The 24147-nt window shown below is 54.7% G+C and carries 22 protein-coding genes; 2 read left to right on the forward strand and 20 right to left on the reverse strand.

Annotation, left to right across the window (positions count from 1 at the left end; translation table 11 throughout):
- Positions 1 to 161 precede the first annotated feature (161 nt).
- The 12 genes from ABLU80_RS13545 to ABLU80_RS13600 form a co-directional block, all read right to left on the reverse strand.
- Positions 162 to 911: a DUF4123 domain-containing protein gene (locus ABLU80_RS13545; RefSeq protein WP_227513470.1), complete on the reverse strand. Its 750-nt coding sequence runs from the start codon at positions 909 to 911 to the stop codon at positions 162 to 164.
- Between the two features lie 11 nt (positions 912 to 922).
- On the reverse strand, positions 923 to 2083 hold the full coding sequence (locus ABLU80_RS13550) for a hypothetical protein (RefSeq protein ID WP_285177698.1): 1161 nt from the start codon (positions 2081 to 2083) through the stop codon (positions 923 to 925).
- A complete protein-coding gene (locus ABLU80_RS13555) occupies positions 2080 to 2337 on the reverse strand; it encodes a PAAR domain-containing protein (RefSeq protein ID WP_015366096.1) in 258 nt (85 codons plus the stop codon). Before ABLU80_RS13555 ends, ABLU80_RS13550 begins: the two co-directional genes overlap by 4 nt.
- Before the next feature lie 39 nt (positions 2338 to 2376).
- Entirely contained in the window at positions 2377 to 4755 is a 2379-nt protein-coding gene (gene vgrG, locus ABLU80_RS13560; RefSeq protein WP_348850083.1) for a type VI secretion system tip protein VgrG, read from the reverse strand.
- A 200-nt stretch (positions 4756 to 4955) separates the two neighbouring features.
- The gene (locus ABLU80_RS13565) at positions 4956 to 6638 is read right to left on the reverse strand and encodes an OmpA family protein (RefSeq protein ID WP_260841355.1); all 1683 of its coding nucleotides are present in this window, start codon (positions 6636 to 6638) and stop codon (positions 4956 to 4958) included.
- A complete protein-coding gene (tssL, locus tag ABLU80_RS13570) occupies positions 6635 to 7300 on the reverse strand; it encodes a type VI secretion system protein TssL, short form (protein WP_260841354.1) in 666 nt (221 codons plus the stop codon). Before tssL ends, ABLU80_RS13565 begins: the two co-directional genes overlap by 4 nt.
- Positions 7297 to 8640 (reverse strand): type VI secretion system baseplate subunit TssK, encoded by a 1344-nt coding sequence (tssK, locus tag ABLU80_RS13575; RefSeq protein ID WP_047465950.1) that lies wholly within the window; start codon positions 8638 to 8640, stop codon positions 7297 to 7299. Before tssK ends, tssL begins: the two co-directional genes overlap by 4 nt.
- Positions 8641 to 8655: 15 nt before the next feature.
- Positions 8656 to 8934 (reverse strand): hypothetical protein, encoded by a 279-nt coding sequence (locus ABLU80_RS13580; RefSeq protein WP_047465953.1) that lies wholly within the window; start codon positions 8932 to 8934, stop codon positions 8656 to 8658.
- A gap of 62 nt (positions 8935 to 8996) precedes the next feature.
- The gene (locus ABLU80_RS13585; RefSeq protein WP_348850084.1) at positions 8997 to 9230 is read right to left on the reverse strand and encodes a hypothetical protein; all 234 of its coding nucleotides are present in this window, start codon (positions 9228 to 9230) and stop codon (positions 8997 to 8999) included.
- Between the two features lie 182 nt (positions 9231 to 9412).
- Complete coding sequence (locus tag ABLU80_RS13590) at positions 9413 to 10408, reverse strand: iron ABC transporter permease (RefSeq protein ID WP_072207287.1); 996 nt, start codon at positions 10406 to 10408, stop codon at positions 9413 to 9415.
- An 8-nt stretch (positions 10409 to 10416) separates the two neighbouring features.
- Entirely contained in the window at positions 10417 to 11373 is a 957-nt protein-coding gene (locus ABLU80_RS13595; RefSeq protein WP_348850085.1) for an ABC transporter substrate-binding protein, read from the reverse strand.
- Positions 11374 to 11388: 15 nt separating this feature from the next.
- Positions 11389 to 12177 (reverse strand): ABC transporter ATP-binding protein, encoded by a 789-nt coding sequence (locus ABLU80_RS13600; protein ID WP_308953681.1) that lies wholly within the window; start codon positions 12175 to 12177, stop codon positions 11389 to 11391.
- Between the two features lie 158 nt (positions 12178 to 12335).
- Here ABLU80_RS13600 and ABLU80_RS13605 point away from each other — a divergent pair, with 158 nt between their 5' ends.
- On the forward strand, positions 12336 to 12581 hold the full coding sequence (locus ABLU80_RS13605; RefSeq protein ID WP_015366086.1) for a hypothetical protein: 246 nt from the start codon (positions 12336 to 12338) through the stop codon (positions 12579 to 12581).
- Positions 12582 to 12584: 3 nt separating this feature from the next.
- Here ABLU80_RS13605 and ABLU80_RS13610 read toward each other — a convergent pair whose 3' ends face one another.
- Positions 12585 to 13154, reverse strand: coding sequence for a tyrosine-protein phosphatase (locus ABLU80_RS13610; RefSeq protein ID WP_101704846.1), 570 nt, complete (start codon positions 13152 to 13154; stop codon positions 12585 to 12587).
- Between the two features lie 178 nt (positions 13155 to 13332).
- Here ABLU80_RS13610 and ABLU80_RS13615 point away from each other — a divergent pair, with 178 nt between their 5' ends.
- Positions 13333 to 14019, forward strand: a complete 687-nt coding sequence (locus ABLU80_RS13615) for an RluA family pseudouridine synthase (RefSeq protein ID WP_213796027.1) — start codon at positions 13333 to 13335, stop codon at positions 14017 to 14019.
- Positions 14020 to 14023: 4 nt separating this feature from the next.
- Here the strand turns inward: ABLU80_RS13615 and tdcG are convergent, their stop codons facing one another.
- The 7 genes from tdcG to ABLU80_RS13650 all read right to left on the reverse strand — a co-directional run bounded on the left by tdcG (position 14024) and on the right by ABLU80_RS13650 (position 24144).
- Entirely contained in the window at positions 14024 to 15388 is a 1365-nt protein-coding gene (tdcG, locus tag ABLU80_RS13620; protein ID WP_348850087.1) for an L-serine ammonia-lyase, read from the reverse strand.
- An 86-nt stretch (positions 15389 to 15474) separates the two neighbouring features.
- Positions 15475 to 17769 (reverse strand): formate C-acetyltransferase, encoded by a 2295-nt coding sequence (gene pflB, locus ABLU80_RS13625; protein WP_348850088.1) that lies wholly within the window; start codon positions 17767 to 17769, stop codon positions 15475 to 15477.
- A 33-nt stretch (positions 17770 to 17802) separates the two neighbouring features.
- Positions 17803 to 19011: a propionate kinase gene (gene tdcD, locus ABLU80_RS13630; protein ID WP_348850089.1), complete on the reverse strand. Its 1209-nt coding sequence runs from the start codon at positions 19009 to 19011 to the stop codon at positions 17803 to 17805.
- Positions 19012 to 19039: 28 nt separating this feature from the next.
- Positions 19040 to 20371, reverse strand: a complete 1332-nt coding sequence (tdcC, locus tag ABLU80_RS13635) for a threonine/serine transporter TdcC (RefSeq protein ID WP_020078491.1) — start codon at positions 20369 to 20371, stop codon at positions 19040 to 19042.
- A 21-nt stretch (positions 20372 to 20392) separates the two neighbouring features.
- A complete protein-coding gene (gene tdcB, locus ABLU80_RS13640; RefSeq protein WP_015366079.1) occupies positions 20393 to 21382 on the reverse strand; it encodes a bifunctional threonine ammonia-lyase/L-serine ammonia-lyase TdcB in 990 nt (329 codons plus the stop codon).
- A 94-nt stretch (positions 21383 to 21476) separates the two neighbouring features.
- Positions 21477 to 22415, reverse strand: coding sequence for a transcriptional regulator TdcA (gene tdcA / locus ABLU80_RS13645; protein WP_015366078.1), 939 nt, complete (start codon positions 22413 to 22415; stop codon positions 21477 to 21479).
- 592 nt (positions 22416 to 23007) lie between these two features.
- The gene (locus ABLU80_RS13650; RefSeq protein WP_063445953.1) at positions 23008 to 24144 is read right to left on the reverse strand and encodes an MFS transporter; all 1137 of its coding nucleotides are present in this window, start codon (positions 24142 to 24144) and stop codon (positions 23008 to 23010) included.
- Between the last annotated feature and the right edge of the window lie 3 nt (positions 24145 to 24147).

The following is a 24147-nucleotide window of genomic DNA, read 5'->3' on the forward strand; positions in this document are numbered from 1 at the left end:
GCTCATGCCGTCGCGACTGTGGTCGCGACAGGCCGTCAGCAGGCAGAGAAAAGCGGCGGCCAGCGCCGCCAGCCCGCCGGACAAAATACGGATATGCTTTATCATTGATGTGTCCTTACAGAACTGATAATTGCCTATTGATGATCAACAAGGAGGATGTTTCATTCCTCAAAGTGGCTTTCAAACCAGGAAGCTAAATCACCGCTAAAATTCTGCTGATGCGCCTGCCAACCGAGCTGCCAAAGAGTGTTAAATTTGTCCTCCTGGGTGGTAAAAAAGGTGCTGAATTTTTCAGAAACCGTAAATTGCTGGGCATCGATAGCGACATCCAGTTTCATCATTTGCTCATCACTGAAATTAATCTTGATCGCCTCCGGGATCGCTGCCTGAACAGGCGAACACTCGCCTTCCAGCCAGCAGATCTTGTCGTCTCTATCGCGGTAGCTCCAGAGATAAACCGGTTCTAAAAACCATGCTTTTTGCTCTTCAGTGAGCACATGCTGCATCAGCAACGGGAACATACGGGTGTCGTAATAACGCACCAGGCCAGAACGGTCTTCCCATGCGCCGTCGGCCAGGTTGCGCAGGTGGGCGGCGAGCGTTGAAAAACTCAGCGGTGAGAGGAAGATCAGCAGACCCGGCTTGCAGGAAAATGCGGCGATCAGATCGGCGATCCATTGACGATGCTGCCAGCAAGCTGGCTCAAGCCGCATCAATAAAGGCGCCATCTCCAGCAGCGGCTCTTCCGGTTGCCCCTGATAGAGTGAGAACCACTGCACCGGAGGAGAAAGTCTATTTAAGCCATCCAATAACGGGTTGTCTAAAACGCCTTGATCGGCAATGAGATAGACGTCGCGCAGCGCGAGTTTGCGCGCAAATTGTTCCAGCTTGCTAATCCATTCCTGATTCATTAACGACATGTTCATTCCTTCTTGTCTTGAGGTTGCGGTGCCGGGACTGCTGCGGTGACGATGCCCAGTGAGAGAGGGTGACGCGGATCGCGGGCGATCCAGCCGCAAGACTGTTGAAAACGGCGGGCAAAAATCGCCGCCAGCGCGATGGTGATGAGCGGCTCCATCTGCCCCGTCTCACCCCAGTTTTCATCCTGCAGCAGTTGGTTGCTGTTCCAGCCGCTTTGCGCCAGTTCCGGGATTTGCGGTTGAGTGAATGCGATACAGGGATCGGGCGGACGTTCAGCCCCGCTTTGCTGCATTGCCCGCTGACAGACCTGCTGGATATTTTCCACCGCGGCGCCTTCATAAACCTCGCCGCGGGTCAGCCGCGCCTCCCCCTCCCGGGCCAGTAACCAGAGCGCGGCGGATTCCCCCGCCGGTCTCGCCGAATCCGCCGTCGCCGCCACCGACTGGCACCCCGCCACCAGAATGAAACATTCGTCATCGGCCTCATTAATTCGCGCGGTAATCTCCGATAAGCTGGCCTCGCCCTGCCAGGGTTCCGCCATATGCGGCAACTGAGCGGTGGGACAGCGCTTGCGCAGCTCGGCGCAAAATTCTCGCCACGCCGGTTCGCTGCCCTGCCAGTAACAGCCGCTCAGGCCGGGAAGTTGATGTTCGCCTCGCTGCGCCAGCCATTGTTGCGCCAGCATTCGGGCTAACTGCTGTTCACGCAGGTCGATATCCACGATGTCCGAGTGGATCAGTCGCAGCGCCCGCGCACCGGCCTCCAGTTTCTCTTTTGGCGCCTTGTGTTCTCGCTTCAGCAGCGTCTGCCAGCGCTCGGGTTCACACCCCACCGGCCCCAGCAGCACCGTTTCCACCAGCCCAACGCTATATTGATGCCGGGCCCACCACGTTTGATGATCGAAATCGATCAACCGCTGGTAGTACTGGGTGTAGTGAACCGACAGGCGGTAATAAAGCAGACGCAGCATCCAGATGATGAGGACCAAAAGCATGGCGCTAACGATTGCGACGGTTATTAACGCCCCGCCACGCGCTTCGGCAGGCATTAACGCCGCGCCTCCTCCGCTGATAAGCGTCATCCCCGCGCCGACGGACAACCACCGTCCGTCGTGGGGCGGCGTAGCGGTTTTGTAAGGCAGATAGTCGGTTAGCTGTCTCATAGCGCGACTTCGCAATCAGGGCGTGAACTCACCAGCGTACAGCCGCAGGCGCAATGATGCCCGTCAAGAGCCACCGGAGAACCATCCACTTCATACAGCGAGCTTCCTTCGGCTATGACCGTCAGGCCATGTTCATTGCAGCTCACCTGGTCGCCTTTGCAGGCGATGCCTTTACCAAAACAGAGATAATGGCCGCCGATCACCGTACCGCCATGCTCACGCAAGGTATCACCCTGCCGAATAATGGGTTTCAAGGTCTGTTCCTCCGGGTAAGTTATATCGATGAGCGATTGTCAGGCGGCACGTGGCACAAAAGCCTGAGCCAGTTCTTGCGCACGAATCAGGCAGTCTTTACATATCGATGTGGGAAGATCGGGAAGCGGAAACGTCTCGCCGGCCGGCCCCTGCATCTTATGCGTGCCTTTAAAACTGAGCAGACTCGGGCTGTGAAGATGGACTTCTCCCTGCGGCGTCAGGCGAATGTAGCCGCCGCCACAGCCCAGGGTGATGCCATTTTTGGCGGTAAGCTGCAGATGTCCCTGCGTGGACTGCACGGTAATATCCTTCAGTGAAGTGAGCGCCAGTGTGTCGCCGTGCGACTCTATCTCCAGCGGTCCTTTCACCGATACCATACGCATCCCTTCGCGGTGGGAAAGCAGCGAGATTGCGTTTTTGCTATTCACCGACAGCCGGTTGCCGCTGGCCAGCGCAATATCGCTGGCGCTTTGCAGGTACAACCCTTTACCACTCTGTAGCAGCGTCGTTTCCGCCGTCACGATGCCGATGCCTTTCGGCGCGCTCATCAGCAGGACGGGGCTCGCCAGGTTGACGGCTTTGCCGACGAACTGCTTTAACGTGCTGACATCCGGCGGGGTGTTGTAGTGGGTGCGGGCTATCTCCTGCCAGTCGTTGAGCTGAACAACGGCACTGCCGAGCAATTGACTGGCGGGATCCATTTCCACGGTCGCGCCCATCGCTTTCAGCTGTTCATCGGCGGTAATAAATATTCCCTTCCCGCCGCGGATCGCGCCATAGCTATCGGTGCGTAACTCAAATCCCTCACCGCGCGGCGTGTTCTGATGATCCACCAGATGACCGAGGTTGAGCTGGCTCTTGCCGCCATATTCGGTGCTGACCTTAACGTGCTCTTTACCCCGAGTATCATCGAGGCGAATCTTGTTGTTCGCCGGCGTGCGCAGCACGTTACGCTTGTAGTTGTAGAGCGTCACGTGGTCCTGGTGCGTGGAGTCGTGCAGCGCGCCAGCAATATAGGGCCTATCGGGATCCCCCTGCTCAAAAGCGATCGCCACTTCGGTGCCCGCTAACAACGGCAGATGCAGGCCAAAGGTTTCACCGGCGTAAGGGCGCGCCTGGCGCACCCACAGGCTTTCCTCACCCGGCTGCCAGCGATCGCGATCGAACAATAAGTTCACCCGATAACGTCCGTCGCGATCGATATGGCCATAGAGATCGTTGATTTTGGTGCTGGTGACGCGCGCCGGCAGCGTCCCGGCCATTCTGGGTTTGCTGATGACCGCCGGGCGAAAGCAGTAAGTCTCTACGCAGGGAATAGCCTGAAACGTCATGACGAAGCTGCGGTCGCGACGGGCGCGACAGTGAATCGCAGCGATCGCCACCCCCTGTCGCCAGACGTCCGTCACCTCTTCGCCGCCGCTCACTTTTAGCTGCTGGCCGGGAGCCAGCGCCGCGCAGTTGGTTTCCCCATTCAGCCGCGTCTGCTGGTTGAGATAACGCTCATGACGAATACGGGCATAAAAGGCCCCGCTCTCCGGGTCCGGAGTATGCTGGAAGCGATTACCCGGCGTCAGATAGTTGTCCGCCCAGTGATAGGCTTCACCGTAGGTGGTACTATCGCCACGGCTGACATTGACGTTGAGATTCATATCCTCTGGCGCGTTACGGTAGTTATAGTCACGAGTAAACACCGAACGCTCAACCACGTGGTGTCGGCTCTGTAAATCCCACACCGATTCGTTCCCGCCGTCATGCTGCCCGGAGGGAGCGACCGAAGGCAACGACAGTCCCGTCTCGTAATGTTGCTGGTCATCGTAGAACTCCGCCACATCAATATTCAGCCGGGTATCGGCGGTAAAGCGAAACCAGATCCCCACCTCACCTAACAGGCGGGAGATAAAGGTCAGATCGTCCTCACCGTACTGCATCACCTGTTCACGGCGCGGATATTCATGCACCAGTTGAAAGACAAAATCTTCCCCGCGCATCTGGTGACGGGTTCTGAGAATGTGCTCCACAATCTGCGGTGCCGACATATCCTGATAAATACGGTTCTGATGACTCTTCGACAGTAGCGCCAGACGCGGCTGTAACGTCAAGGCGTAGCGCGTTTCCTCTTTTGCGGTGGAAAGCCGTTCAAAAGCGGTGATCACTCCCTGAAGAACGCGCACCGGCTGCTGGATCTTAATGCCAAATCCCTGGTCAACCGGCGCCTGCAAGGTCAGCGAGGCGTTTTGCAGCAACATCTGCTGCGGGGTGATAGCTTTATCGCTGCTGGTAAATTCAATGGTATAGCGGAAAGGCTCACTTAAGTTTTCCTCACCTTCAAAGCACAGAACATCCAGCAACGAGTTACAACCATGCACCTGTAACAGATGATGGCTGTGGTTGAACAACAGAGGCTTTATGTCACTCATGATTTATTTTCCTGTATCAAACGCCATTCTCTTTATCTCCCTTCCGTCGCCTTCGACCACGCTACCGCCCGTCGCTGTTTCCTGTTGATAAGGAGCCCAAAAGCGCACAAGGTTGGGCAGATTGTGTTGACCCCGGTACCCGGCAACAAAAACGACGGACAGGAAAACCTGTCCGTACGAAGAGTCATGAGATGGTCGGTTTAGAAAGCGCCATCCGCCGAAGTTGAAGCGGAGTTCGTCGAAACCTGACAGGCGTCGGGCTGCGGCACCAGGCTAATTTCGACCCGGCGGTTCAGCGCCCGGCCTTGCTGCGCATCGTTGCTGGCGACCGGACGGCTTTCGCCATAACCCTGCACCGCAAAACAGCTTTCCGGCACGTCGCCGGTATCGCGCATCCAGTTACGCACCGATTCGGCACGCTTCAGGGAGAGTGTCTGGTTGGATTTATCATCGCCTACGCTGTCGGTATGTCCGGCGATGACGATTAGCCAACCGGGCCTGGCTTTGATCCCCACCAGCGAGTTCACCAGCAGCTTGGTGGACCCCGGTTTAAGCGTCCACTTGCCGGTGTCGAATAGCGACATGCTGTCAAGACGGACAATTTTCGGTACGATTTTTTCTACCGCTTTCGGCGGTGGAGGCGGAGGGACGTAGGAACGAATCGCTGCCAGTACCGGCTGACGCAGACGCTCGCCGCGATAGAGCCCAAGGCCCAGCGCCAGCGGCGCGCCATCACGCGCGAAGGCATCCAGTTGCGCCGCATCCTGACGCAAAATCTGTACGGCGCGGGCTTTTGCGGCATGGTCGTCCATCACCGTCCGTTCATAGCGCTGAACATCAAAGCCAACCCGCTGGAGGAGTTGCTGGTTGTTCCATGCGCTGCAGCACAGCGCAATCAGGGCCGCGAGGGTGAACAGACAGAATGCCCGCCGCAGAGCACGGCTTTTCGGCGTGGTGCCGCCGCCCTGCGGCAGTATCGGCAAAATGAAATCCGGCAGTTTCCGCGTTTCTGCAGCAATTTCCGGTAACCAGCCCGGTAGTGAGTTGAGGGAAGTATGCTCAGACAGCCAACGCTGCCATAGATTATCCGCCATGGCAGGCGCCCCGGCTGGCGTGAAATGATACAGTACGACCGCCGGAGCGATCGGGGGAACATCGTCGCTTGCCGCCGCCAGTACGTTTAACGCCATCTGCTGCGTAAAGCGGGCAAGCGCATTTATCCTAAGCTGTGCCGCCAGGCGATGAGCGCCATCAGCCTGCATCAACCAGCTTGCGCTGCTGCACGGCACGCCGTCAGGCAGCCACACCTGCAACGTCTCTCCGGCACGCGCTGTCTGCCATAACGGTTCCAGCGATGCGCCGGATAGAGAGCTGTTCAGCAGTAACGGTATCGCCCGACGGGTATCGCCCCGCACCTGGGCAAGCTGCCAGCGCAACTCGCGTAGCCGCGCCGCCAGCGCCGCGTCATCATCATGTTGTTGCGGCTGCATGCAGAACATCACCGCCAGTTGCGCGATGAGCGCCGGGCGCTCATCGCGCACATAACGCACCGTCTGCTGCAACGCGGCGGTGGCGACTCTCAGCCAGCAACCCTGAGCCGTACGGTAAACCGCTCCTTCTCCCGGCCAGTCCGCCGTGTCGCCGCAGACCAGCACAATCGGCAGTCGATACGGCGCCGACGGTAGCTCAACCAGCCAGTCGGCATCCGCAGGTCGCTCACGTTGTTGGCGCCCGACGTAGACCAGCCCGACCGCTACGCCCGCCGCCGTCAACCCAACAGCCAGCACCCGGCCGCCGGTGGATAACGGCAGAAACAGCAGGATCATCAACACCGCCAGCAGACCGCCCCACAGCCAGAGCAGGCGCTGATAGCGCGCGCTCATTGTCCGCCTCCCAGTCGCAACGCCGCCACCAGGGCATCCAGCCAGTAGTTCACCCCCAACCACAACGCGGCCACCAGCACCAGCGACACGCCAATACTGACCGGCCAACGACGCAACCAGTCTGCCAGACCGCGGCGGCCGGATAGATTCGCCAGAATCGGCTGCTGAGGATCGCCCGCAAACGGCGGTACACGCTCGCCAAGCGCGCTGACGAGCGCTGCGCGCGCCGGATCATTGAGGCCATACCGCCCCTTAAACCCCAGCGCCAGCACCCGATGGAAACAAGTCAGAACGAGGTTATCCGGCGCCGGCTCGCGCAGCACCTGGCGGATGCGCTCATAGAGCGCATCTCCGGCTTCCATGCCGCCAAAATATTTAACCTCAAGCGGCCGATCGTACCAGGCGATACAGGCGTCATCTTCCTCATTGCGCCCTTTCGCGGTTTCATCCAGCAGCGCACACCACGCATAGAGGATATGCTGACGGTTCGCCTCGCTGATATCAGCGGTCACCAGCTGCGCCATCACCTGTTCAATGTTGTCTACACAACGCTGCCAGAGATGTTTCCCCTCCCCATCGGCCAGTTTGGCGCCAAGGCGCAGTTCCGTCACCGTCAGCCAGCTATCCGCCAGCAGAGCATCAATATTGATATCCTGGGTCATGAGCGCAGCACCGCATAGAGTTCGAGTTCCGGGTCGCCCAGCAGGCCGGGCACGTAAAAGACGCAACTCCCTTCCGCCAGCATCGCCTGCGCCGCCGGATGAGTCATATCAAGGGTGAAATACTGATTCTCCAGGCGCAGCGGGATGGCGGCGGGAACATGACTCATGGCTTTCAGCGGAATGCCGGGCTGCGAACCGTTGACCACCCGGTCAACCTCATCGGGGCTACCGGCTTTACACTGTTGCGGTAACTGCTCCAGCAGTTGCGCCGCAGGTAGCGCGGAACGCACCGAGAGATAAAAATCGGCCTCTTCGCGCAACCTTGGATCGTGCAGACGGGCATGCCAGCGCTTACGCCGGTCATCGTGCGTCATTTCAATCGCCACAACCCGGGATGGCAGGCTAGCTTCGAGCAGTACGCCGAGTAATTTGAACAGCGGTGGAAAGACTTCTGTCAACGCCTGATGGCGATAGGGCGGAATATCCGCCGTGGTATGGTCAAGGGAGAAGGTCAACAGGCTGCCCGCCAGGCTGGCCAGCGCTTCATACAGCCGTTCCGGATGTACCTGCGGATGGCGCAGGAAATGGTTCAACACCGGCTCCGCGCTGTTAAGCGCGTTCAGCAGCCAAAACAGCGATACATCCGCTACCGCAAAATCCGCCATCCTGGCGTTGCTTTCCCGACGCATGGCCATCAGGCGTTGCAGGCGCACGCCCAGTTGATTCGTCAGCTGTTCCGTTTGTTCGTGCAGCCAGCGGCTGGCCAACACTTTCAGCAGCGGCGGGATAAAGTCCTCATCCAACGACCAGCAATCCTGACTGTCGCGACGTAATCTGGCGACGGCGACGGTTTGATAATCGCCGTTATTGTCATCCGCTGTGCGCAGCGTCAGTTGCGCAAGCATCACCGCAATTTGTCGACTGTCTTCGCCATATCTGTTGCGTACTTCTCGCCAGGCCAAACGCCAACGAACCGGCCGCTCTGCGCGTTGTTCCATCTGCAGGCAGTTGCCGCCGTTTTCATGCTCATGAGGCAGCGCCAGCACCACCGTTAATTCGCGGCTTTCCGCTTGCGGCAACACCATGACCTCAGGCAGCGCATCAGCGTTATCGCTGTCGATAAGCGTTCCATCAGGAAAGCGTACATAGAGGTGGCTGGCCTTCAGCTTCCCCTGTTTTAGCAATGCGGCGTCAAATTCGACGCGGATGATCCCCCAGGGATTCATCACCCCCAGACGGGCGATACATTCGCTTTGCCAGGCCGCCTGATTCACCTGCTGTTGAAAATGTTGTGGGGAGATCATCTGACCCCTGCCCCACAGTGGTCGTAATGTCTTCATCGCACCTCCTGTGCGTTACTCGTGCTTCTTCAATAAGGTGTTCATCAATCCGATATTTAATTTCACCACGCTAACTGATTGGCGAACGGTATTTCGAAAGAGAAAAGTTGAATTATTATTATTGATATTTATTTTTTCTTGAATGATTAGTGGATGGGTTTTAATATTACTGAAACGACTAACGTTCAGGGATTTAAGCAACAGCCCGACAACCCTCTGTTCAATTTCGATATACAGTGCCAGTTGTGAATGAATACGGGCACTGAGTCGCTCCCCCGGGAAGGCGTCGTTCATTACATTCCTTATATATCCGAACCGCTTCAGAATGAATCGCTGGTTATAGTTAACCACCCAGATTAATGAACCATATTTAGATTGACATCAAGAATATTCACCACGAGAATAAAAAATAAAGCAACTAACAATTGCAACATGACAATATATTGCGTTGCAATAGATGCTTTTAGCAGTAAATTAAACCAGAAACTTACTAACGGACAGGGCATGCGCCAATGATGCCTATTCCATTGATATAAATCATCACTTGTCGCCAGGCCGCAGCAATATTGGCCTGAAAGGCTTTTTGCCACAATTATATTTTCTGCGAATTATTTATAAAAACCCTACTTCGCCTGAAAGTGCACTATCCAGAGAAATCTCCCTTCTAAGGTGGAGAATAACTTTATTACCGGCAAGTAATATTCATTTAAATAATAGAACCCATTATTTACGCGCAATAATGGGTCAATCTCTTTTTTTCCCTTGACTCGGCTTATCCTGTTGCCCGCATCAGCAAACCGACAATAAACGCGCCGCCAAGCCCGGCAGTGATAATACCAATCGGTAATTCTTGATTCGCTATCAGGCTTCGGCTGAGTATATCGCCGCCAGTGAGCAATATCGCGCCAAGCAAACCGCACATCGGCACGGCCATTCGATGCCTGACGCCAACGGCCCGGCGCGCCAGATAAGGCACCATCAGGCCGACGAAACCAATAACCCCGGTTATAGAAACCAGCAAAGCGGTAGCCAACGCGCAGCAGAGGAAGGTTTCGCTTCTCAACCGCTCAACCTCGACGCCCAGCGAGCAGGCCGTCTGCTCCCCCGCCAACAGCGCATCCAGCGCCCGCCAGCGGCGCAGGGTAAATCCGCTCAACAACGCCAGGCTCAATAAGGGAATGAACAGGTTGTCCCATCGCGCCAGTCCCAGACCGCCCAATGACCAGAATAGCAACGAACCAGCCGCCCGCTGGTCGCCGGAAAAGACCAGATAGCTGGTCAGCGCGCTGAAAAGAAACGACACCGCCAGGCCACAGATGATTAACTGTTCCGCTCGCCTTAGCTGGTTGACGCGAAACAATATCATCACCGCCAGCGCGGATAATATCCCGCCGACGAAAGCCGAGCCCGGCAGCGTGAGTGGCCCCAGTACATCGCCGAAGCGGGTGATCACCAGCACCGCGCCAGCGGAAGCGCCTGAAGACAGGCCAAACAAAAACGGATCGGCCAGTTCGTTGCGTGTCGTGGTCTGTAAGAGCAAGCCGACGATCGCCAGCCCCGCGCCGGTCAACGCCGCCAGCAGGCTCCGTGGTAGGCGTAAGTCAATGACGATAGTTTTCACTATTTCGGCAACGGGAGCGGATGCCAGGCCCAACGCGGATAGCACCTGTCGCCACGAGAGTTCCACACTTCCCCACTGCAGACTCGCTATCATCATGCCGCATAAAACGACGGATGCCAGCGCCGTCCATAGAACAAAACGTTGCATTGACGGCCTCATTTCACGTCCGTGGCATATAAGAGGTGCGCCAGCTTCTCAACCGCCGCAATATTCGCCGGACCCGGAGTCAATTCAGCATACTGTAGCTTAAGATAACGCTGCTGCCGGACGGCGGGCGTCTGTTTCACCAGGGGATGAGATTCGAGTACACGCTGCAGCGCCGCGGTTCCCGTGCCGGTTTGGTAATCGAGCAGAATAATCACCTGTGGTTCGCTGGCCGCCACTGCCTCCCAGCTCGTCGTGGTCCAGTTCGCGTCCAGAGTATCCATCACGTTGCGTCCCCCTGCCGCCTCGATAATGGCCGTCGGCATCCCGTACTTGCCGCTAGTAAAGGGTTTATCCTCGCCGGAGTCATAGACAAAGACCCGCTGCGGCGGCGTATTCGCTGGCCTGACAGGCAGGTTCGCCAGCCGACGTTTCCACCCTTCCACCAACGCCTCGGCCTGTTGTTGCTTGCCAAAAATCTTACCCAACTTGAGTTCATCGTTGTAAAGCAAACTCATGTCGGCTTTCTTTGCCTGCCCGCCGGCCTGTACGCAACTTTCACTCAATACCAGCGTGTTAATTCCATATGGCGCCAGCGTCTGCGGCGTCACATCGCCGCCAATTTTCATGCCGTAGTTCCAGCCGGCGAAGAAAAAGTCCGGCCGGACCGCCAGCAGCGTTTCCAGCGACGGGTATTTAGGCGCCAGCTCGGGGATGGCCCCCATCTCTGCTTTGAACTGTGGTGTTAGTTTATACCAGCCGGTGATGCCGGTTAGCCCCACAATCCGATCCTGGAGATCGAGCGCAAAGGCCATTTCCGCCATATTAAGATCGTTAATTACCGCACGCTGTGGGGGTTGATTAAAGGTAATGGGTTTACCGCAGCTGTCCACGGTAACGGGAAATGGATTCGCTAACGCGAACGGGCTACTTAACAGCAGCCATAAAATAGTTAAAAGTCTGTTCATATTTACTCGAGGTCATTAAGCGCGATGAGGAACTTCAAAAATGCGCAGCGCTTTACCGCTCACGGGATGCGCCACGCGAAAACTGGTCATGCCAAAAACCGGATAGCTTACGCTGGGTTGCAACGCAGCCTCGGGTACGTCGCAAATCACCTGCTTGCCGTGGTGGATAATCAGCATTCGGTCGGCAAAGGCTTCAGCCGCGGCAAGATCGTGTAACACCGCGATCACCGCCACCTCTGTGCGCTTTACCAGGGTAAGCAACTCGCTTCTCGCCAGCGGATCGAGGTGATTGGTCGGCTCATCCAGCAATAGTAATTCGGGGGATTGCGCCAGGGCGCGAGCAAGCGCGGCGCGCTGACGCTGACCACCGGAGAGGTTACCCAGCGGGCGATGGCGTAAAGGCTGCAGACCCGTATCACTAATAACGCTATCCACGATGCGCTGTCCCTGCGCCGAGGACGCTGATTCGCGATACGGTAAACGGCCCAATTGAACATACTCTTCCACCGTCAGGCGCAAATCGGGGATATCGTTTTGCGACAGGAAGGCAATATTCCGCGCGCGCGCTTGTGGCGACAGTTGCCGTAGTGGACCCCCCTGCCAGTACAGCGTCCCTTTATCCGGTCGAGCGTCGCCAATGATCGTCCGCAGCAGGCTTGATTTACCACTACCGTTGGGACCAATGACCGCCAGCTTTTCGCCAGCGCGGAGCGCGAACTGGATATCATTAAGTATCGTCGTACCACTCCGGGCGAGAAGACTGACCCCGTCAACATGCAGGAGTTCAGGTATAGGTTGGTTCATAATTATTAAATTGAATGTTATAACATAACATTTGTTGTACCATGTTCCCCGACCGACTGCAATTCTGCAGACGTAGATTTTTTACAATCTCTTCGGGTAATATACCCACATTAAAATAATGACAATTTAAATATTCAGCAAATTCATAAAAGGAACGTATGGATTACACTGCAGCTATTATTGCTTGTTTAATGCTGGTTACCGCCATCTGGATGTTACTGCACGGGATACGGGGCTATCAGAAAGGCGTGATTATCGAAACGCGGAAATCATCACCGATAAAAGATTATTATTACCGCGGTGATTTTGGTTTTTACGTCAATATATTTTTTTATATTGTTGTTGGTACGGTGATGGTCGGTTTTTCCGCCTGGTTATTTTTCCGCAGTATCGCCTATTGGTAGCTGTTATAATTTTCCTGCGGATAAACTCAGCACCCTCGCACGCAGTTCTTCTACATTAATCGCCGCAATATATCGGGCAATGTCAGGATAAAACTGCTGATGGTAACCATATTCCGGGCGGCGCAGCTCTGACAACACTTCTGACTTTGTTGCGTGGCTAAACAGCAGTTGGTAAAGCGCGACAATCATCCCGGTACGATCGCTGCCGTGCCAGCAGTGCACCAGCGCCGGTTTTGCCGCACGATGTAAAAAGCTCAGCGCAATCACCACATCATCGTCGTTAATCGCGGCCGCGTTCATCGGCACCCGATACAGAATAAGCCCCGTGCCCTTCGCTTCGTCTGCATCGCTGTGCCACTGGCGCAAATTCAACACCGAGCGTATCCCAATGCGATCCAGGCTCTGCATCTGCAGGTGATTGGGTTGCGCCGAACGATACAACTCAGGGGTGACGCGATAAAAATTATCCGGCATATTTTCGCTTGCCGCAGCGGATAACCCTGCAGTAAGGCTAATTAATAACATTAACCATTTAACACAAGAATAAATACCTTTCTTAATTAGCAATTCCATGAATAATCCTTTTCATTCGCCGCGAAATATTAACGCAGCAAGTTGAATATCTAATAACGTTCATTAGCACAATCCGAATTGTTAGCTGATTCACTCTCCTTTGACGGCCATCAAATTCATTCGCCTGTGGCCCGTAATTTCGCTATCATCCGCCCTCACCCTTAAGCAGCGCATGCTCATGTCCACCGTCATTGATACCTTTATCGCCCCACCTTGTTCCGCGCAGATTAAGATCCTCTACGAGGACGCGCATTTGTTGTTGATCGACAAACCCAGCGGCCTGCTCAGCCTGTCGGGTAAGAACCCGCAGAACCTGGATTCAGTCCATCACCGCCTGGTGCGGGATTTTCCGGGGTGCACGCTGGTGCATCGACTCGATTTCGGGACCTCCGGGCTGATGGTGGTCGCACGTAACAAAACGATCAACGCCGCGCTGTGTCAGCAGTTCAGCCAGCGGGCGGTAAGCAAGGTCTATCACGCCCTGTTATGCGGACATCCAGAGGCAGATGAAGGGATTATAGACGCGCCGATTGCCAAGGATCCGGCGCTGTTTCCGCGCATGGCGATTAGCGCGCGTAATGGTAAACCGGCGCGCTCGCGCTATCAGGTGCTATCACGGGAATGGTTGCCAATAGCCGGTGGTTCGCTGGCGGTAACGCGCGTACGGCTGCTGCCGGAAACCGGACGCACCCATCAGCTACGCATCCACTGCCAGCATCTCGGCTATCCGATTCTCGGCTGCGATCTCTACGGAGGGCTGGCGGAGCATCAGGCCTCACGCCTGATGCTCCACGCCAGTGAACTGCATTTTCATCATCCGGTCAGCGGTAAAGCGATAGCGGCGCGCCAGCCCAGTCCTTTCTGATTCGTCAGGCGCAAATCACTTTTATCGCCAGCCCGCCGCGCGAGGTTTCGCGATATTTATCGTTCATATCTTTGCCGGTTTCATACATCGTCTCAATAACCTTGTCGAGACAGACCCGCGGCTCGCTGGTTCGACGGAGCGCCATCCGCGCGGCGTTTACCGCCTTCACCGCATTGATGGCATTGCGTTCGATGCAGGGAATTTGCACCTGTCCGGCCACCGGATCGCAGGTCAGACCGAGGTTATGTTCCATCGCAATTTCCGCGGCGTTGCATACCTGCGCCGGGCTGCCGCCAAGCAGTTCTGTCAACCCTGCCGCCGCCATAGAGCAGGCCACGCCAATTTCGCCCTGACAGCCAACTTCTGCGCCAGATATAGAGGCATTCATCTTATACAGTGAACCGATAGCCGCCGCAGCCAGCAGATAGCGGGCAATCGAGTTGGCATTGACCGGGCGGCGAAACTTGTCGTAATAGGCCAGAACCGCCGGAATAATCCCGCAAGCGCCATTGGTCGGCGCAGTGACGACCCGGCCGCCGGCGGCGTTCTCTTCGCTCACCGCCAGCGCGAACATATTGATCCAGTCGATAACGTTCATCGGGTCGCGGGAAAGGCTGTCGCTGGCCACCAGCTGTCGGCGCAGCGCAGCCGCTCTGCGCGGTACGTTGAGCGGCCCCGGCAGTACGCCCTCGGTATTCATTCCCCGCTCAATACCGTTATGCATCACCGCGTAAATAGCGGCGAAACCGGCCTCGATTTGTCCCTTATCGCGCAGCGCCAGCTCGTTTTGCATCATCAGACCGGAAATCGAAAGGCCATTGTGCTCGCAAAGCTGAAGCAGTTGATGGGCGGAGCGGAAATCAAAGGGGACCGACGTTGCAACATCGTGAGTCTGGCCAAAACATGCCTCCTCAACGATAAACCCGCCGCCAATTGAGTAATAGGTTTTGCTGAGTAGCGGCTGCTGATGATCCCAGGCACTGATGCGCATACCGTTCTCATGGCGTGCCAGCGCGCTATCATGAAATACGATGCTCTCCGGCAGCGGGAAATCGACCTGTCGGCTCCCCTTCGCCACCGGCAGACGGCCGCTCTCTGTCACCCGCTGAATAAAGGCCGGGATGGCGTCAATATCAACATCCTGCGGACTATTTCCGGCCAGCCCCATGATGATGGCGGCATCGGTCGCGTGTCCTTTGCCGGTGAGCGATAGCGAACCGTACAGATCGACGACAATGCGCGTAGTCTGCGTCAGGTTGCCGCGGGTCGCCAGCTCGGTGATAAAACTTTTTCCTGCATTCATCGGCCCCACCGTATGGGAGCTCGAAGGGCCAATACCAATTTTGAAAATATCGAAAGCGCTAATCATATTCACACCTCGGTTTACCGTGTAGTGAAGACCAGGTTTCATAGCCACGAAAAAAATGGGGCGACCATGATCGTCGCCCCGTTGCGTTACAGCGCCTGGGTGAAGGTTCGCGAAATGACATCCTGCTGCTGTTCATGGGTCAGCGCATTAAAGCGCACCGCATAGCCAGAGACGTGGATGGTCAGGTTCGGATAATTTTCCGGATGAGCTATGGCGTCCAGTAGCATCTCGCGGTTCATCACGTTGACGTTCAGATGCTGGCCGCCCTCGATTCGTTCTTCGTGGTGGAAGTAGCCATCAAGCAGACCGACGAGGTTGGTTTGCCGGACGCTCGCCTCTTTGCCTAACGCCGCCGGGACAATCGAGAAGGTATAAGAGATCCCGTCCTTCGCGTAGGCGAACGGCAACTTAGCCACGGAAGTCAACGAAGCGACCGCCCCTTTACGATCGCGGCCATGCATTGGATTTGCCCCCGGCGCAAACGGCGTACCGGCGCGGCGGCCATCCGGGGTATTACCGGTTTTCTGGCCGTACACCACGTTTGAGGTAATCGTCAGAATCGACTGCGTCGGCACCGCGTTACGGTAGGTCGGCAACACCTTAATTTTCTTCATAAAACGTTCAACCAGATCGCAGGCGATACTATCGACGCGCCGATCGTTATTGCCGTACTGCGGATAATCGCCTTCAATCTCAAAATCGATCGCCAGGCCGCTGTCGTCGCGGATGGGTTTCACCTTCGCGTGCTTAATAGCCGAAAGCGAATCCGCCGCCACCGACAGCCCGGCAATCCCGCAGGCCATAGTGCGGTATACATCGCGGTCGTGCAGCGCCATCAGTGAGGCTTCATAACTGTATTTATCATGCATGTAATGAATGATGTTCAGCGCGCTGATGTACTGCACCGCCAGCCAATCCATAAAATGATCGAGGCTGGCCATCACTTTGTCGTAATCCAGCACGTCGTCCATCAGCGGCGCCGTTTTCGGCCCAACCTGGATTTTGAGTTTCTCATCCACCCCGCCATTGATTGCGTACAGCAGCGTTTTGGCGAGGTTGGCGCGCGCGCCGAAGAACTGCATCTGTTTGCCGATAACCATCGGGCTGACGCAGCAGGCAATGGCGTAATCATCACTGTTGAAATCGGCGCGCATCAGGTCATCGTTTTCATACTGTAGCGAGGAAGTGACGATCGAGACCTGGGCGGCGTATTTCTTAAAGGCAATCGGCAGCGCTTCAGACCACAATACGGTAAGGTTAGGTTCCGGCGCCGGGCCCATGGTGTGCAGCGTATGCAGATAGCGGAAAGAGTTTTTAGTCACCAGCGTGCGGCCATCCAGCCCCATCCCGCCAATCACTTCGGTTGCCCAGATGGGATCGCCGGAGAACAGCGTGTCGAATTCCGGCGTACGCAGGAAACGCACCATGCGGATCTTCATAATGAAGTGGTCGATCAGCTCCTGGGCCTGTTGTTCATTGAGGATCCCGGCGTGGAAGTCGCGCTCGATATAGATATCGAGGAAAGAGGCGGTGCGCCCAAGCGACATCGCGCCGCCGTTTTGCGATTTCACCGCCGCCAGATAGGCAAAGTACAACCACTGTACCGCTTCCTGGGCGTTGCGCGCCGGGCGGGAGATATCGCAGCCATATTTCGCCGCCATTTCCTGCATTTGCAGCAGCGCGCGGCGGTGCTCCGCCAGCTCTTCACGCAGACGAATAGTGGCTTCCAGATCCTGCCCGCGCTCAAGCGTTGCCTGCAGATCGGCAAACTGCAGCTCACGTTCCCGCACCAGATAGCGGATGCCGTATAGCGCCACCCGGCGGTAATCGCCAATAATACGCCCGCGGCCATAGCCGTCCGGCAGACCGGTCAGCACGCCGGATTTACGGCAGCGCAGCATATCGGGCGAATAGGCGTCAAATACCCCCTGATTGTGGGTTTTACGCAGCTCGCTAAACAGATATTCAAACTGGCTATCCATTTCCCGGCCATAGGCATCAAACGAGCTTTTAATCATGTTAATGCCGCCAAACGGATGTAGCGCGCGCTTGAGCGGTTTTTCCGTTTGCAGACCGACAATCTTCTCCAGCGCCTGGTCGATATAGCCGGCATCGTGAGCGGTAATGGTGGTGGCGATATTGGTATCAAAATCAACCGGCGCGTGGGTGGCGTTCTCTACGCGAATGCCGGCCATCACTTTTTCCCACAGCGCGGTCGTCGCCGGCGTCGCCTGTGCGAGGAACGATTCATCCCCGGTATATGGCGTATAGTTGTGCTGAATAAAGTCACGGACATTAATTTCTTCTTTCCAGTCCGTACCGTTAAATCCGTGCCATGCTTCGGCGTACAGCATATCGCTGGTATCGATATTTACCTTCATGAAAAATAATCTCTCTACAGGACAACAACGTAATTAAGCAAATTCCAGGGATGCATTAATTTTGCCTAAATGAATGGCATCGATCGCAATCATCTTCTCTTCATTGGTGGGTATGACTGCAGATATCACTCGAGCCTCGCGGGAAGAAATAATACGTTCACCGACGGAGTTGGGTTGTTTATTTAACGCATCGTTCAGGCTGACGCCAAATACCGCTAAATGCTCAATCACCAGTTGGCGAATTAATACCGAATTTTCGCCGATGCCGCCGGTAAAAATAATCGCGTCAAGGCGGCGTAGCGAGGCGGCATGTCCGGCAATGTGGCGGGCGATACGATGCACAAAGGTTTTAATCGCCAACCGCGCGCGTTCATGCCCCTCATGCCAGGCTTTTTCCAGCACCCGCAGGTCGGATGACAATCCGGATATCCCCAGCAGGCCGGACTCCTTGTTCACCACGCGTTCCAGATCGCTGAGCGTCTGTTTAGTTTCGCTGGCAATCCACGCCATCGCGCCAAAATCGACATCCCCGCTGCGGGTACCCATCATCAGGCCTTCCAACGGCGTCATGCCCATCGAGGTGTCCACGCTGTGGCCGTTGCGTACCGCACAAATCGACGCGCCGTTGCCAAGATGAGCAATGACCAGCCCGCTATCCTGCTCGGGTAAATCAAGCAGCGCCAGCGCGCGCTGAGCCACATAACGGTGCGAGGTGCCGTGAAAACCATAGCGACGCACGCCCAAGCGCTGGTAATAGTCCCACGGCAGGCCGTAAAGAAATGCCTCTGGCGCCAGCGTCTGATGAAAGCTGGTATCAAACACCGCCACCTGCAATACGCCGGGGAATAACTGCTGCGCTGATTCAATACCGCTGAGATTGGCGTAATTATGTAGCGGCGCCAGCGGCGACACCTGGCGAATATTGTCGATAACGTCATCGGTAATGATCGCCGATTCGGTAAATATGCTGCCGCCGTGCGCGATACGGTGGCCAATTAACGCCACGCTATCAACTAAATCGCGTTTTTCTAATTCAAATGCGATCGCCTTCAATGCGCCCTCATAGCTGCGGTGAGCCAGCTTAGCCGGCTCTCCACCATTTATTGACAGGAACGCATTTTCAGAATTAATGCCATCTGTAATACCAGCCATTAATACTTCACAGCTGGCGGCATCAAGTACTGAAAATTTAATTGAAGACGAGCCGCAGTTAATGACCAGTACTACCGGATATTCATTCATGTCATCACTCCGCTCGTCCTGAGCTTAATTAAAACAGTTTGTAAACGATGTTCAGAATGGTCAGCAGACCGATTACCGTGACGAAGACGTTGTCCAGGCGGCCGCGATATTTCGCCAACGATGGCGCTTTACGAATGGCGTACATCGGCAGCAGGCACAGCAGTGAGGCAATAATCGGCGCGCCCATCGCTTCAATCAGGTCGAGAATGTTCGGGTTGGCGTAGGCGACAATCCACGTTGAGCCCATGATAAAAATCATGCTGATGGTGTTGAGCTTGCCGCTGGAAACACGGGTTTTATCGCCTTTGTAGCCAAACTTCAGCACCAGACCGTTCAGGCCTTCCAGCGTGCCGAGGTAGTGACCGAAGAAGGATTTGAAAATCGCCACCAGCGCGATGATTGACGCGCCATATTCAAGCACCGTGGCAAAGGTGGATTTGGTGCCGGACAGCGAGGCGAAGTGGTTCGCCAGGTATGAGAGCACCGGGATATTCTGCGCCTTGGCATCGGCCATATTCTGCGGCGACAGCGTAAACAGGCAGCTGAAGGCAAAGAACATTACCACGGCCACCATCAGCATGCTGGCGCGAGAGATAATCTGTGAACATTTGCGCTCGGTGAACTCGCGACCAAACTCTTTTTCATACTCTTCGCGCTTGGAAACCACGAATGAAGAGACAATAGGCGAGAAGTTAAACGAGAACACCATAATCGAAATACCCAACCAGACGGTAACCAGAATGCCATCGTGACCGGTTAGCGAAATCTCGCTTAAATTGACCTGATCGATAACCGCGGAGTTCCAGTAAGGGATCAGCGACAGCGAAATCAGCACCAGGCTGGCGATAAATGGCCATACCAGATAGCTCATCACTTTCACCATCAGGTCTTTACCGAACCAGATGACGAACGCCATTAGCAGCAGCAGGAACAGCGCGACAAAACCGCGGTTCAGCGCCGGCAACTGCAGCTGGTTTTCCCAGAAGGTCATAAAGGTATTAGTGATTGTCACGCCGTAAATCCACAGCAGCGGGCAAATCGCAAAGAAATAAAGGAAGGTAATCACCACCCCGCCGGTTTTACCAAAGTGCTCCTCTACCGTTTCGGTGATGTTGCCGGAAGGATTTGAGCCGGAAAGGCACAGCCGCGCCAGCGCCCGGTGGCAATAGAAGGCGATCGGGTAGGCCAGCACTAACATCAGTAAGATGGGGATCAGGCCGCCGAAGCCGGCGCGGATCGGGAAGAATAATACCCCGGCGCCAATGGCGGTGCCGAATAAGCCCAGGGTCCAGGTGGTGTCCGATTTGCGCCAGGACGACTCTTTTGTCTGGCTGGATACAATGCTATCTGTAGTACTCATATCCTATCCTCATCAAAAAGATTAAGCGTCAACTAAACCAGTAATTTGCGATACGCGAGACAGGTCGATATTACCGCCGGAAATAATGCTGACGGTTTTTCGGTTCTGAATATAGCTATCCAGCTTACCGCTTAATAATGCGGCACAGGCTAACGCCCCGGCCCCTTCGGTAATCACTTTATTGCGTTGAATAAGTGCGACCATACTGTTGCGAATTTCGTCTTCGCTGACCAGCACAATATCGTCGACTAATTCACGCACGATCTGATAGGTAATATTTCCCGGACGAGAAACGTCGCAACCGTCAGCAAGGGTGGCATTAGTGCGATGATTGGTAATTTCTCCGGCGTAATACGAGGCGGCCATGCCGTGAACGTTTTCCGACTGTACGCCAATAATACGAATGGTCGGGTTGATCGATTTAATTGCCACCGCGATGCCGGCAATTAAACCGCCGCCGCCAATCGGCACAATAACGTTATCGACATCATATAAATCCTCCATGATCTCGAGACCAATAGTCCCCTGGCCGGCTATCACTTTCGGGTCATCGTAGGGAGGAATAAATATCCGCCCTTCCATTTCGACAATTTCGCTGACTTTGGCGATGGTGTCGTTAAAGTTATCGCCATGTAGCACCACTTCCGCCGAATAGTCGCAGGTGGCGGCAACTTTCGATTTTGGCGCGCCTTTCGGCATCACCACTTTGCCGTCAATACCGAGCATAGCGCAGGAGAGCGAAACGCCCTGCGCATGGTTACCGGCGGAACACGCCACCACGCCTTTGCGCTTTTCCGCATCGGTCAGCGAGCTAAGTTTATTAAACGCGCCGCGAATTTTAAAAGAACCGGTGCGCTGCATATTTTCAAACTTAAGGAAGATTTCGCCTTTGCATCGTTCACTGAAATAATTTGAGCGCGGCATCCCCGTTTTATATATTTTACCTGCCAATCTTTTTTTCGCTTCGAGGATATCTTCAATAGCAACCGGAAGATCGTATGTAATATGCATGAGAACCTCTTAACCTGGAATTAAAAAATAGCATTAATGGGCAGCGATTGATAAACAGATCGCAGCTTAAGTTTCAATCAATATAAAAAGACAATTAGTCCACGGTAATTAATTGTCGTCGTCGGCAGCCGCTATGGGCTGAATATTCTTTCGCTAATTCAACTAACGCCGAGGCCGCGCTTTTAATGCGATAATTTTTCGACCACACTGCAGCATAATGCGCCACCGGTAACGCATCCTCGACAGGAATGGTAATAAATTGATTAGAGCCAAAAGGTGCGGTCATATCACAAGGAATAACCGTCAGGAAATCAGCATTGAGAACAAGATTATAAATAGTAACGACAGAGTCTGTTTTAACGATGTTTTCATTGTTGATGCCGCTGCGTTGAAGCGTGGCGAGGAGTTCACTGTAGTAACCCATATTAGTTTGCGGCAATACCCACTGTTCGTGCTGTAACGATGCCAGCGTGGCACTGCCGCTGCGCGTTCGCGATTTGCTGGCCACCAGCACGAACTCTGATTCAAATAGCGGTTCGACATGCAGATCGTGCAGCTTCATCTCATCGCTCAACGTGCCGATGGCGAAATCGAGACGGCCATCGCGAATCGCCGGCAGGAACGATGAAAGCTGCGCTTCGTACATCGAGACCTGTGCTTTGGGAAATAACTTTTTGAATTTATGGATCATATCCGACATAAAAGTGAAGCCGATCAGCGACGGAAAACCGAAAGAGACGTCAACGACGGTGCTGCAGGTCATGCTGTTCATTTCGTTAACCATATTTTTCATTTCGCGGGTAATCGACTCCGACCAGCTCAACAGCACCTGTCCGGCCTCCGTCAACGTAACACCGGTATTTTTACGGACAATAAGCTCAGTGCCGAAATAGTCTTCAATATCATTAATCGTTTTACTGACTGCAGGTTGAGTTAATCCTAACTCTTTCGCTGCCGAACCAATCGAACCACTTCTGATCACCTCCTGGAATACAACCAGGTGCTGAGTTTTAGGGAGCGGAATAGTATTCATATTGGTTATCCACGTTAATGACTTTGTTGACGGCGGAAAGTGTATCAAATGATGATCCGCTGGTTGTGTGAGACCACTCACAAAGCACTTTCACCTATAATCAACCTCATCCATGAAACAAAATAAAACAATTAAAATCAATTACATAAAAACAAAAACATGAAATTAAGCATGATTTTAGTCAAAGAAATATGAGGGGATAAAAAATATTTATGGGGATAAAAAAGGTTAATTTTTAAGCTAAACGCGAGCAGGGAAAGGGTAATTTTCAAGCAATAAAAGGAGATATTTCACATTAATTCCTGATTAAAACACAGGTGTAAACAATCAAATAAAATGAGAAAACTGTATTTATTTCGATTTATTACGGGATGAGGTCACAATTTTTCGCCTTATTTGTATGTAAAGATATATTTCATTAATTTAGACGAAAACAAAAATAAACAATAAATTATCATTTACAACATCATTTTAACCTCGTTTTTTGGCTATTTTGTAGCAGGTAATTCCTTGATTAAAATCAATATCGATTTTTCATCCACTCACAAACCTGCTAAATAGTGATTTGTGCTAATCATCACAAATCCAGAAACTAATCATCAATGTATCGCAGATAACACCAACCGGTTAACGCGCAAATCACCGCACAGATTGCCAACGCGACGCCGAGCGATTGCCCCCACCCCACGAATGCCAGCCCCAAGCCGATAACCAAATAATAGGTCAGGCCGAACATCGCTCCGGCGCTACCACGACAATCAGCGTAGTCGCTAAGCGCCGTTCCCAGCACTACGGGGATCGCCATGGCATAGGCTGTCGCCACTGCGATCATCGGCAGCAAAAAGAACCATGAATCCGCTAACAGGCATACGCCTGCGCTGGCGAGCAATAACAGCAGACCGGCACAGATAAAAATAGGCCGCTGCCCTGCTCCACGTCGCAGCAACAAACGATTGCCCTGCGCGCCAACCAACGCCCCTGCCGCCAGCGCCATGCCGCTATAGCCAAAGGTCCGCGCATCCAGTCCCAGGCGGGCAAAAAGGAAAGGTCCCTGGCTGTAATAGCTGAACAAACCGATATTCAATGCCGCCACCAGCGCCACCGCAAAACGGATTTTCGCATCCGCCAGCATGCGCAGCATTAACGGCCAGAGCGCCTGATCCCCCGTTCGCGGCGGCCGGGTTTCCGGCATGATCACCGCGCACAGCAGCAACAGCGCCGCCGCCAGCAACGCCAGTGCGCCGAAGACGCCGTTCATTCCGCGCCAGGCCGTCAGCACGCCGCCAAGATAAACGCCAATTGCCGGGCTGATAGCCAGCGCCATGCCGACAAAAGAAAAGATCGCCGCCAACCTCCGGCCATCAAACGCATCCCGCAGCACCGTTTGCCCAACCACCGACCCGATTGCCGCGCCGAAAGCCGCCACGATACGAGCCGCCAGCAGTACGCTAAAATCTGGCGCCGCCAGCGCCAGCATACAACCTGCGGTATACACCGCCAGACCGAGCAATAACGCCGGCCGCCGCCCGCGCCGGTCGCTGAACCAGCCCCAGAACAGCACGCCAACGGCAAAGCCGATAAAATAGACCGCCAGCGTCTGCGCCGCATCGGCGGCGCTAACGGAAAAATGTGCGCTGATATCAGTCAGCGCCGGGCTATAGATCGTCTCCGCGATTTGCGGAAACATGAGTAATGCGGTAACCAGCGCCATCGCCGAACGACTTAACATATC

Source organism: Klebsiella sp. CN_Kp104 (assembly GCF_040064515.1).
Lineage (GTDB): Bacteria > Pseudomonadota > Gammaproteobacteria > Enterobacterales > Enterobacteriaceae > Klebsiella > Klebsiella aerogenes.